At 36.1% G+C, this 8739-nt stretch carries 10 protein-coding genes; 3 read left to right on the forward strand and 7 right to left on the reverse strand.

Annotated features, from left to right (window positions below; genetic code table 11):
- The 6 genes from FTU44_RS14555 to repM all read right to left on the reverse strand — a co-directional run.
- A partial coding sequence (locus tag FTU44_RS14555) for an IS6 family transposase (protein ID WP_151817486.1) occupies positions 1-472 on the reverse strand: 472 nt, incomplete at its 3' end.
- A 122-nt stretch (positions 473-594) separates the two neighbouring features.
- Positions 595-1152, reverse strand: a complete 558-nt coding sequence (locus FTU44_RS14560) for a TetR/AcrR family transcriptional regulator (RefSeq protein ID WP_005146114.1) — start codon at positions 1150-1152, stop codon at positions 595-597.
- Positions 1153-1497: an SMR family transporter gene (locus tag FTU44_RS14565; RefSeq protein ID WP_005146112.1), complete on the reverse strand. Its 345-nt coding sequence runs from the start codon at positions 1495-1497 to the stop codon at positions 1153-1155.
- A gap of 261 nt (positions 1498-1758) precedes the next feature.
- On the reverse strand, positions 1759-2310 hold the full coding sequence (locus tag FTU44_RS14570; RefSeq protein ID WP_005404788.1) for a plasmid replication DNA-binding protein: 552 nt from the start codon (positions 2308-2310) through the stop codon (positions 1759-1761).
- 77 nt (positions 2311-2387) lie between these two features.
- On the reverse strand, positions 2388-2633 hold the full coding sequence (locus tag FTU44_RS14575; protein ID WP_005404787.1) for a hypothetical protein: 246 nt from the start codon (positions 2631-2633) through the stop codon (positions 2388-2390).
- Between the two features lie 76 nt (positions 2634-2709).
- Positions 2710-3660 (reverse strand): replication initiation protein RepM, encoded by a 951-nt coding sequence (gene repM / locus FTU44_RS14580; protein WP_005404786.1) that lies wholly within the window; start codon positions 3658-3660, stop codon positions 2710-2712.
- Positions 3661-6145: 2485 nt separating this feature from the next.
- On the opposite strand from repM, the gene FTU44_RS14585 reads away from it, so the two are divergent.
- Both FTU44_RS14585 and FTU44_RS14590 read left to right on the forward strand, forming a co-directional pair.
- Positions 6146-7138 (forward strand): hypothetical protein, encoded by a 993-nt coding sequence (locus tag FTU44_RS14585; protein WP_227554861.1) that lies wholly within the window; start codon positions 6146-6148, stop codon positions 7136-7138.
- A 126-nt stretch (positions 7139-7264) separates the two neighbouring features.
- A complete protein-coding gene (locus tag FTU44_RS14590) occupies positions 7265-7474 on the forward strand; it encodes a hypothetical protein (RefSeq protein WP_005404800.1) in 210 nt (69 codons plus the stop codon).
- On the opposite strand, the gene FTU44_RS14595 is transcribed toward FTU44_RS14590, so the two are convergent.
- Entirely contained in the window at positions 7471-7794 is a 324-nt protein-coding gene (locus FTU44_RS14595; RefSeq protein ID WP_104442387.1) for a hypothetical protein, read from the reverse strand. The two genes, FTU44_RS14590 and FTU44_RS14595, sit on opposite strands and share 4 nt — an antisense overlap.
- A 501-nt stretch (positions 7795-8295) precedes the next feature.
- Here FTU44_RS14595 and FTU44_RS14600 point away from each other — a divergent pair.
- A complete protein-coding gene (locus tag FTU44_RS14600) occupies positions 8296-8559 on the forward strand; it encodes a hypothetical protein (protein ID WP_127801456.1) in 264 nt (87 codons plus the stop codon).
- Positions 8560-8739: the final 180 nt, after the last annotated feature.

The raw sequence follows: 8739 nt of genomic DNA on the forward strand, positions 1-8739 counted from the left end.
GTGGACATTTACCTTCCCGTTTTAACCGTGATAAAGCACGTCCATATGTGGGTGCTTTATCCGTGTTGATCACTTGTGGAATTTGCCACTTCTTCACATTATTTAAAATTTTTCCAAGAAAACAATAAGCTGAATGGGTATTTCGTCTAGCAGAAAGATAGAAATCAAGAGTATGGCCACGTTGGTCAACTGCACGGTATAGATATGCCCATTTGCCATTCACTTTTACGTAAGTTTCATCCAGATGCCATAAATGTCGATCTGTAGGATTACGCCAATACCAACGTAAACGTTTTTCCATTTCTGGAGCATAACGCTGAACCCAGCGATAAATTGTGGTGTGATCAACATTCACTCCACGTTCGGCCAGCATTTCCTGAAGTTCACGATAGCTGATGCCATATTTACAATACCAACGAACAGCCCAAAGAATGATTTCACCTTGAAAGTGCCGACCGTGGAAGGGATTCATCTGCTGTATCTCGAAATAAATAAGATATTTAGCTTATCATGTCAGCCTATTTGCAACAGTGCCGTTCTATGCACTGGATTTTTCTATCTGGGGCTTACAGTTCAAATTTCGAATAAGAGATTTTATGTTAAATAGGTTCGATTAAGCAGATCGTCTTCTAATTTTGAACATTGCTCATCATCAATGACTCCGGTAATACTTTGTAGCCACAACCCATCTGCTGCTAAACGAAGTAACTCTAAATCAGGATGACTATCCGTTTCTGCATGTTGAGATAATCTATTTTTTAGCCATTCCATCCAAATTTTATTAAAGGTAGGCTCTGTGATCATAGTCATTGATAACGCTGACCAAGCAGAAACCACCCCATCTATTTGATGGATAAAAGAACTATGAATATAAGCTCGTGTGAATTTACCATATTCTGTTGGATCGCGTTTAATCAAGTATTCAACTGTTTGATCTAAATCAAGAATTATTTGATTGAACATTTCTTCTATCAAATTTTTTTTATTCGGGAAATGGTGAAATACCCCCCCTTTTGTTATACCTACTGCTGTAGCAATATTTTGAATAGAAACACCAGAAATACCCTTTTGAGAAACAAGAATAGTTGCCTGTTCAAGGATGCGCTTTCGAATAACCTCTGGTTGCTTCTTTTGTTGCCGAATTTCTTTCACTTAATGACCTGCTGATTGCGAAAATAAATTAATAATTATTACGCCAGATACGATAAAACCAATTCCAATTAAAGCAGGATTATCTAGTGTCTGTTTAAAAACAAAGTAGCCAACTACAGCAGTTAGAACAATCCCAACACCAGCCCATATAGCGTATGCGATACCTAAAGGGATTGTTTTAATAACTTGTGATAATAAATAAAATGCCGTGCTAAAAAAAATAAAGACCATCACGCTTGGAAAAAGTTTTGTAAACCCTTCCGATTTAACTAAAAAACTACTTCCAATCACTTCGGAAACTATTGCAAATCCAAGTAATACATAAGCGAGTAACACACTGTTCATAAGTAATCATACCTAAAATACCAATCGGAAGGTATGTTAAATTTTCAAAAAAAAATTATCAATAATTATTTTAGATTTTCTAAAATTAACATAATACACGTTATACGAAATGCGTTATAATTCCACTTAGAAATCAATGCTGTAGTTTCTAGTTGATAGCCCACCTTCCCCAAGGTGGGCTTTTTTTGTGATTTTTCACGTTCCACGCTTACTTCTTGAGCAATGCTCCACGGTTTTAATAAGCCCAGGTGAACAATCAGATCAGCCATATGGCTTAAAGAAGCGGCTCCAGAAGCCTCTTTTTTCCGGTTCTGGGTCTACGTGTTCAGGAACAGGGATTCGCTTGTTTTCTTTTTCAACCGGAATAGTCAATCCATCATCTTTAGGTTTGGTTTCTAGTTTTGGATCTATCGCTATATCTGTTTCAGGTTGATGATTATTAGCTGTAGTGGCTTGGGATGGTTTCATTTCAATGAGGGTCAGGAGTGTGTCGATGCGAGAATTAGCTTTTGCTTCTCTATCTTCTGCCTTTTCTAGTTGTTTCTTTAGAAACTCAATCTGATTTTTGAGTTCTTCCACTGTTTTATCATTGTATTCAGGTGTATCTAGGTTTTGTATCGGAGACATGTCAATACGTTTTGGGTGTTTTCCACCAAAAGGCTCACCATAGACACGAAGTAATTCTGAGAAGTCGATAGAACCATCATGATCACGACTTAATACTCCGTTTTTTATATCTTTGTAGAGTGTGGCCCGAGATTTTTTATACAGTGTTGCAGCATCACTAACACTGTATTTTGTACTTGTTTTCATACTGTATTACTGTGTATTTAGGAGACGTATTAAAGAATACAACAAGTGTATTCTTTAATACACTCAAGGTTTAAAGCCTAATTGCTTAAGTAACCTAAAACACCATTTCTAAAATCCTCACTGGTAAAGGTTCTATCAACAAAACGCATATCTTCTTCTGTATTTATTAAATCTCTCAAAAAGCCGAGTTGATAATCCCATTCATGATCTAATTGTATAGAGCCACTAATTTCTGAACCGTCAGAAGTCTCAATTTGGATATGAGCTGAATAACCTTTAGTATTTTTTTTAGCACTTAATAAAGCAATTGCATCAATAAGCATTTCAAATTCCTTATATGACTATAGTTTAATTATTTAGTCTCAGATTTTAATTCTGGATCCTTCACTCACTGAGAGTTTAGTTGTTAACAGCATTGTTTTTAGTAGCTGACATAAATCCCACTTTTTCTAAGTATGGATACAGTTCTTTAGCACGATGTGGATCTTGCAGCATGTCAGCTATACGAATTGCAAATTGCGGAAAGCTTTCGGTGCCTTGGGAGTACTTACTCATCTCAGGTAATTGAGAGAGTTTATTAGCAAATAAATGTCGCTGAGCCTTAGTCATTTTTGAAACAAGATCTACGGTATTTGGATCTCGTGTCGAGTTTAAATTCTGCTCTGTTTGCTTGTTTTTAAATAAAAATGAAAAGCCGTAAATTGAACGTCCTTTTTTATGTTGTTCGTATTCAACAGTGATGTCAGTGTGTTCATTAAGCTGTTTAACTGAAATATCTAGTACTCGTTTTTTTAAATCAGAAATTATCGCGTAGTCTGTTTTATCAACTCCTAATTTTTCTCTAAAATCGGCTAATTCAAAAATTGGCGTTTTACCTGTACTTCGCCACGCTATTAAAAGCTCATATAAACGGATTGCATAAGCACTACTCAGATTACTAATTTGTTCTAGCTCATATTTAGTAAAATGTTCTTCTAATCTTGTAATTAATGGAACAATGGCTGGGGAAAAAATAAGTTTAACCACGGCTTCATTCTCTATATATCTGATTTCACTAACCCATCTAGATTTAATATGTTCTATGTTTTTAGAGTTTTTTTCTTGATAGCTAAACTGACGTAAGAACAGTGCATTACAAGCATTTTTCAATGTTGTATAAGCCGTATTTCTATGAACATTAAATTGATGTGCATAACTTTCAGCATGAACAACGAGTGGGTCGTTTGTATTGATACCTTTTCCACTTTCTCTAGCTTCAACAATAGCTAATAAGATTAGTCTTTGCTCTGCTAGATCTAGGTTGTAACTAGCATTGATTAAAGCATTATCTTTGACGACAGTATTTTTCATATCTTTATTTTGACGTGATCATTTGATGTCAATATATTGACACTATATTTTGATGTCAATGATTTTTTAGGTTATGCAAGATAAACGTCCATGTTATGCAAGATAAACGTCCATGTATATTAAAAATAATAGGTTATAAAATGTCTATTTAATATATTATCTAATCTATTATTTATAATAAAAACAATAATATATATAGATATTTTAAGATAATATCTTTGATATTATGTATTTAATATTTATTAAATATCTAATATATAATCGGAATTAATAAAAATTCATTAAATACAAACACTTATTGCAATTAGGTGGTTTATAATTCAACCTTAAAATTGACATTATAATATTTGTCAATATATGCAAGATAAACGTCCATGTATAGCAAGATAAACGTCCATGTATAGCAAGATAAACGTCCATGTATAGCAAGATAAACGTCCATGTATAAGCTCTGTAACCCTTTATTTTATAGGGCTACAGAGCATCTAAAAACATTAAAAGTATTTAAAAATAATTAAAAACGTGAATCATGAAAAATTGCCCTTGGTTTTCGCTTCGCTCAAACTCTATTGAATCTCGCTTTCGCTCGATTCGAGGGGCAATTTTTTGGTTAATATTTTCGTGAGTTTTAGAAAAAGCAAAAGCAACTCGGAATTCGCTTCGCTCATAGTACTTTTTTGCTCGCTTCGCTCGGTCTAGGCTCAATTTTCTACATATGATTTACGCCTTTTTTGACTTCACAGCCTAAAAAGCTGTTTTTCAGGGAGTCTAGGCACGACTTTTTGATGTTCGCTCGTAGACACTCGCTCTGATATAACGATTAGAGGCAAAAAATAGGGGGTAGACGCGTTTTTTCACTGATTATCAAGATTACCTATATCAAATAGAGAAAATGGCTTAAAACGCAAATCAGCGCAAAATGGAAAGCAGTTTATAGTCGTACTCAGGACTTTGATCTCAGTTATTTATGTGTGATGAGGGACACACAGATTTTTAATTTCGTTCAGCAGAATCGGCTGCGTCAGGATTTTTTAAGTGAGGTCCCCACTAACCGTTTTTAAAAAGTCGGATCAAAGACTTTGATTTGACTTGTTTTCTCAAGGTTCTTGGAATTTCTGGATCCGATGCCACTCGAATCTGATCTTCTAGGTCGATTTTTACAAATGTGGCTGGAGGGTTTAGACCGCCAAGTCTATGAAGTTGCCAAACTTCATCCTCAAACCACATTCTTCCAATTCTCTTACACACTCCAACTTAATGGCGTGTCCTTTCGTTACTCATTTCAACGCTCGCCTTTCACTCGAATTGAAATGCTTCCTTTGCCATTACAGCAAAGCCCTACTAAGTCACTCTCCCACAGTTCTGTTTTCGGAAGTTGCCTCCGATTGAATAAAGACCTCTTCAAATTAAAGAGAAATCTTTAAGCAATACGGCTTCGTCATTAAACAAAACTGCTTCCCAAGTTAGTATTAAAACAGTTGTTTTCAGTTGCCTGAAAACTGGCAGAACCCGTGCCGATCTCCTACATACAACACCTACATTCCTATCTCCCCCGATCGCAGTTCCAAGTCGTATCAGGTTTATACAATGCAATATGTAGTTAATAATCATCCACGTTCACGCCTTACCCATATCGACATACACAGCCTAAAAAGCACCATGTTGACGACCTTACAGGCTTGAGCTATCCATTGATCTCGACAGCAAAACAGAATGTCTTCCGACAAATTCACTGTTCTACCTAAAATCGAGTACCGATTGCGCCAGCTTTCGCCTTGCAACCCTGACACCTCACGATGCCCTCAAAAGCCCACCTGTGGGTATAACCTACGCCCTTGTCTTTATTTTTGTTTTTGACTTGAAGCGTCTGGTTATCAGCTATTCACGAGGTTACTCATTCCGTGAGTCCTCTGACTGTCTGTTTTAATACAGGGTTTTGGCCCTTTCAGCCTAGGAGGGAAGTTACTCCCACCGCCACGTCACCGTGATCCCGTGTCCTTGTCGCCCAACTGACCTCCACCTTGGGAGTGGAGGGTGTTCATTCATCAAAATGAGTGAACAGGTAGAAAGCGGGAGTCACACCCGCCAGCCCCTAGTGTAGCCGCGCCAGCTAGAGTTTCCTCACGCACGCAGCTTCACCACTAAAGCTTCTCAAAGACTGGCAATCCTCAAGAAGGGGGAGTGTGTCTGATTCATGGGTAGGCAACCCAGGAACCAAACAGAAAAGAATTGGCTCATGGATTGGCAGTCCACGCAAAAAATCAAAGACCCTAAAAGTTTTATATTTGATCAAGTTGCGGTCGTCAAGCCCATTTTGGGGAACTGCTATTTATAGAATCTCCGAAGGTGATTCGCAATCATGCTTAAAGTCTCAAAAATTGCATTTTTGAGACTTTAAGAATTTCTTATAGAATTTTTAATAAATATCTTTTATAAATCTCTTATAGAATCACTTTATTAAAATCACTTTAAGAGTAATAAAAAAATGATTTATTACAGCTATGTTCCTAAAGATTTTACAAAACATGTCATGGGAATGATGACGAACGAATATGATCTTGTTGCTAAGAAATTCATATTGAATATGAATACTGATGAAGCAAGCCGTATGATTTCAAAATGGATTGAGCGTTATCATTTACTGGAAACAGCCCAACAAACCTATCGAAGAAGATTGAACAGTGAGCCAGTTTTTAGCTTGCTGGTTCATTTCACTTATAGTTATTTACCAGGACTGAGTGAGAGTGAATGCTGGGAAAAATTTGATAAAAATGAACCTGCTTTTTTGGTGCAAGTAGAGGCTTACCTGTTTTGTCGAACCAGTGATGCTTTCTTATTGGATGAAAAAACTCAAAAAGTTTTGAGCAAAACAGACAAACAAGATTTATTGAAGATTAACCGTAAAATCTTTGAGATCTGTCCAAGTTCAGAGTCTTTTAGTTACATTGGTGAGGTTAATCCAATCAGCTGTGGTAGATATGAACTGGTACGTCTGACCAAGCCGAAGAAAAGCATTAAAGAGCTTCAAGCCAAGAATTGGACCAATGAAAAACATGTCACAGATTGGACCTGGCGTTTGACTGATAAAGCCTATAAGGAACAACTAGAACAAGGGAAAAGGGTCGTTTTGCGGTTTCAGAGCCTGATTGAAAAAAATGCCAGTCTGGATGAGAAGAAAGCCTATTTTGAACGCCATTTCCGGGCCTTGGAGGGCTATTTAGGCTACCGTGGGGTACGTCAGCAGATCGGAAATTTGTATCACCTAGAAAAACGCTTATTCAAGGATAAATATAATCAGCCCTGGTTTGATCATGGTGCCCGGACTTTAAAACTTTCATATATGAAAAAACTGAAAAGTTCGATTGTAAATAATTCATCATATCAAGAAGCAGAAGCTCATTTTAGGAGTGTATTAACGGAAGATCTCAACAAAAAATACGAAAAATGGAAGGCGAAGTCCAATAAAACCGAGGTATAGGATGTTTTTTAAATCAATCTCAATTAACAATGGTGATAACTCATGCAGAAATATCCTGATGATTATTATCTCAGCCGCCAAGAAATTGACGATTTGAGAGCTGAGGCTAAACACGCGGCAAAATATATGAAAGCTTTTTTCGATTTTAAGACCGAAGCTCGTTATTTATTTAGTGTGACATGGTCCGCCCAAGACGGGGAATTTATTGGACTCTGTGCCGAATTCCCGTCGCTATCCTGGCTAGATCCAGACCGTGATAAAGCACGCTCAGGCATTGAGAGACTTGTCTTTGATGTATTACAAGACATGAGTTCCACTGGAGAAGCCATACCTTAATATTTTTGGAAAAATGCCTGATTCCGCTGGATGTATTCATTCAGATTATTTGAATCTAAGCCGAATATTTGAAGTTTTTTATCGACATATTTAAAAAAGAAGCAGTAAACAATGTGCATTATCCCAAGTGCCAACGCTTCCATTTTGATAACCGGAAATAGAGCAGTCGTGTCCGTAACGAGAATTTCTAATGTGAAACGATTAAAAAAATAGATGAAAAAAGTCACCAGACTCAACAAAGTCAAAAGTGCATAGGCTTTAACACAAGCCTTGCAGTGCTTATTCATTTTTTCCAGTTTCTGAAAAGTTATAGGATTCATTTTGCTCTCTAGGCAGTTAAATTTTTAAGTGAAGAAATTTCTACCGATTCTAAATATCCAGGATTAAAAAAGGGAAAAAATTTCTGTTAGATGATCCCGTGCTTTGTAAAAAAAATATCAAAATTATAAAGAGTTGAATTCTATTAATACATTGAAATTAAACATAATTTTTAATATCGACACACATGATAGCTACCTAATGGAGCTAATTTAGGTAGCTATCATGTGTGATGCTAAGCTTTAAATTTTTTATAAAATATAAGCATTTGATTTTAAATATTATTTTGTTTATGTGGCAAAAATAAAACTCAAACATTAATATTTATAAGTTATTGAAATTAAATATAAAATTCAGATCACACATAATACCTACCTTGATGTGGAAAGAAGCTATTGTGTGTGTCGATCAGAGCATTATATGTAGAAAGGTCTCTAGTTCTTTATCCTGTCTACCCGACTTGTAATATGATTCATATATCAGCTAATTGGGAGTACGGCACTATGTCAACAGTAGATCTAATTGATGAAGATGACAATGAATCAGGTATTGCTGCCAAAGCTGCAAATGTACTTCGAGACCGCTTTATTGCCGCAGCGCAAAGAGGAACAGTGCTGTATGTAGAAAATGATAATTTAATGAGTAAAACACCGAATGGTGTGCCAATTTTGGTTAAACACTTGGACGGCCGGAATCCTGACCTTGCTTACCGACTTGCTGGGCGACGAACTTTTAAAATTAAAAAACGTAAAATTAATTCGAATTGAGGCAGGCTTTTACTCCCATTCGATCGAATTTCGAATAAGAGATGTTCTGTAAATTTAGAGTATAGCCTAACGGAACAAAATAAAGTCTTAAAAAGCAACTCAAAAACCGTATTTATAGACTTAATATTTAATTTCGGTACAATATGTATTTAATTATCTAAACTCTAACGGTACAGAATG

It is taken from the genome of Acinetobacter sp. YH12105, from assembly GCF_013419095.1.
In the GTDB taxonomy this organism is placed as follows: Bacteria; Pseudomonadota; Gammaproteobacteria; order Pseudomonadales; family Moraxellaceae; genus Acinetobacter; species Acinetobacter pseudolwoffii.